The 3,397-nt window shown below is 31.7% G+C and carries 3 protein-coding genes; all 3 read right to left on the bottom strand.

Annotated elements, in window-relative coordinates:
• Positions 1-129: 129 nt before the first annotated feature.
• Positions 130-579 carry a hypothetical protein gene (locus tag AC061C_RS15460; RefSeq protein WP_478291912.1) on the bottom strand — a complete coding sequence of 150 codons (450 nt, stop codon included), beginning with the start codon at positions 577-579 and terminating at the stop codon, positions 130-132.
• Positions 580-654: 75 nt separating this feature from the next.
• A complete protein-coding gene (locus tag AC061C_RS15455) occupies positions 655-1,686 on the bottom strand; it encodes a carboxypeptidase-like regulatory domain-containing protein (RefSeq protein WP_478291911.1) in 1,032 nt (343 codons plus the stop codon).
• A 181-nt stretch (positions 1,687-1,867) separates the two neighbouring features.
• On the bottom strand, positions 1,868-3,397 hold a 1,530-nt coding region (locus AC061C_RS15450; RefSeq protein WP_478291910.1), incomplete at its 5' end, for a TonB-dependent receptor.

Raw genomic sequence — 3,397 nt, 5'->3', positions numbered from 1 at the left:
TGGTTATAAATGACAACTAAAAAATAGTATTTATATCTAAAATGTAATTTAAATTGAACAAGGAGTAACATGAAGTTACAGATATTAAAAATGATATCCGAATCTAGTCGATAATGAAGTGTTTAGTTCTTATTTAATTTCCTCCACTAAATACTTTGTACCATTAATCTCAAAAGTAAAACCTTCTTGATTGCCCATCAGTTTATTCCCTAAGGGAGATTGAGGTGATAATGCGATAACATTGATGCCATCAATAGCAATTTTTGGAAGTGCAACACTTAAGTATAAATAAATTCCGTTTGCTTTGACCAAACTCCCCACAATAATAGTCTCAGCAATTGTAGTAGCATCAATTTTGTCTAAAACTGTTTTTTGATCCAATACTTCTCTCAATTTACGATTGAGTTTTTCCTGTTCAATGTGCATCATTGATAAAGCGGTTTCGTGTTTGTCTCCGGCAGAACCTTTGGCATCGTTCTTAGAATCTTCGGTTAGGGCCACAATCATATCTTTGAAAACATCGATCCGATCCTGAACTAATTGCAAATAATGGGTATGTATTTTTTGTTTGAAAGTCATAGCTTTTTTGGAATGCAGGTATTTACCAATTGGTTTCTATTCTTTAATTATTTATGAGTGGTATCTAAAATATATTTATGGTACGTAGTTCATTGGTAACATATCTCCCAATTTTCTAGTCGCTAAATCTCCCGCAAAAACAATTTTATCAGTATCCGAATTGTTTCCATATTCATCTACATAAAAAAAGTTTGTCAAAAAAATCACTTTTGATTGCTTCTTTTTCTCAAAAAGTAAATTAAAATCGGCAAAAAATCTCGGTTCTGAACCAACTAAAAGACCTTCATATTTAATATTCGAAGTAATACTAATCTTCTTTAAGTTACCTTCATTAGAAATTGTAAAATAACGCTCCGGATTATCCTGAAAACTTCCTTTAAAAAATAAAAAAAGATCTTTACCCCAATTGTTTTCTGAAAGATTTTTAAAGAAATGCATCGAAGAACCATAATAAACATTATCCCTGATTTTTTTTATTTTAGATTCTTGATTTATCTCATTATATAATGTTGTTCCCAAAAATAAGCTTTTCGTCACATCCGTATTTTTGATACTCTTTTTACGAAATTTGACATGAAATTCATATAAATCGAATTCGATTTGATAACCTAAATAGGGATTATCAATTTTTAATGGATTATCTGATGTCGCAAATAAAGTATTTGTTTTATAATCATATTCAAAATTAATATCTTCTTCGTTATTAATCTTACATGACTTCCCTGCCTTTGTAGTCCCTAAAAATTGATCTCTAAATAGTTGCATTTTTTGACTCCTTGTAAAATAATCTTTTTTTATGACTACCTCGTCAAGTACAACTTGCTTCGGAACTAAATAAATTTTTCTATTGTGGTTTTCAAAAGGATTGGCAATACTTACCGTTTCATAGCCCATAAATCGGATAACTAATGAGGTATTAATTTTACTCTTCGTTTTTAAAAAAAATTTTCCATTTTCATTAGTCAAAGTAGCAATTGTGGTTCCATCCAAGTAAACCGACGCTCCTACAATTGGTATTTTGTTTTCGTCAAAAACGGTTCCTTCTATAGTTTGACCAAATGTATTTAATGAAAATAAGCAAATAAAAATTAATAGTATTCTTTTCATAATGGAAAAAATTAAAATCATTATACTATGCCAAAAACAAACTAAAAATTTGCAAGTAAAGCGCAAAATTTTTGTGTTATTGCAAAATTTACTCAAAAATAAAAGGAAACTAAAGAAATGGCTAACAATTTTTATTGTAGTTGATGTATTTTTTATGTCTACTTAACAGCGAAGAAATAGATTAAAAATCAAATTTATAGTTCACTCCTAGAATCACTTGAAATCCTTGCACTGGATAATTTTGCCATTTTTGGTAGGCATTATTAGTGATATTATTTGCTCTGGCAAAAGCAGTCAATCGATCACTGTATTTAAATCCAACATTTGCATTGACATCAAAATACGATTTTAAAGTCGCAGTTCCCTCTATATACGCCGGTTCAAATGCCAATACTGTAAAATCTTTTCGCTCGCCAACATAAAAAAGATTAGCACCTGCAAACCATTTTTTAGTTATGGATACATCCAAATTAGAGCCAACTTGAATCGTAGGCAAATTCCAAGCTTCTTGTTGTACATCATTCGTATAACTACTAAAAGTTCCGTTGATCCCAAAAGATACATTTTCAGAAAAATCAGCTTTTAGCTCCCCATAAAAACGCAACGTCAACATGTCATCGTACACAACTTGAAAGGAATTTCCATAAGCATAATCGGCATTTGCTGCATAATCATTGCTTCGAAACAAGGCTTTATTTCTTTCGTTTACATAGGACGCTTTGACATTATAACTTACTGTATTAGTCAATTTACCTTTTAACCCCGCAAAAATATCATATTGCTTGTCTGTAGGTGCGACTGTTAATGTTGGCGATACAAATGGGTTTTCATTAACAAAGTCCATATAGGAGTTTTGTTCTAAATTTCCTTCGGCACCAGCATAAAAAATCATCAAATCACCAACCACTTTATACGACGCATTGAATTGTGGATATATTAAAAATTTATTATTGCTGTTCACGTTATCCATACTGTAAAACAAACCAGCTCCAATATTCAGCGTCCAATCGTCCTCTTTCATCACAAAACTCGGAACAATTCCAAAATTAGTAAAACCATATTTTACACGCTCCGTATTTGTTTTAGAATAATTATTCTTGAAACTTCCGCCCACATAATCAACAATAATATTTGTTTTTACGGCACTTTCCATAACATCAAATGTTACCGTTGGCTTTGCATAAAATCGGTTTTCAGAAGTTCCTGAAGCATCCGAAAAGTGATGATACTGAAAGCTTGCTTTGTTTAAAACACTTTCGTTAAAACCAATATTACCGCCTAATGATAACGTTCCATACGTTTGCTGCGGACTGATACTATTAATCAAAGTCGCTTTATCTTGTGGCGTTAAACTACTCCCAAAATAAGTTGGCAATCCGTACCAATTGTATATTTGATTTTGATATCCTAAGTCTAAATTCCAGGATACGTCTCTTTGATTAGAACCATACATCAAGTCCAGTGAAGTATCATAAAAGCGATTGTCAAGTGCCACATTTTGTATGCCGCCTTCGGAAGAATGATGGCGAAACATGCCTCCTACATAATCTGTGTTACTGATATCATGATTTACAAATAACTCCCCAATGAAAGTTCCATAATTCCCCACCCCAAATGTGGCGTAATTTTTAAACAAAATCGCTTGTTTTTCTTTTTCTACTCCTTCTGCTTTTCCTTTAGAAGGTGTAAAAGTAGATGCTACAGGAAAAGA

This window comes from Flavobacterium sp. GNP010 (assembly GCF_056428945.1).
Note: the sequence above shows the minus strand (reverse complement) of the source record. Positions and strands in the feature narration are given on the sequence as shown.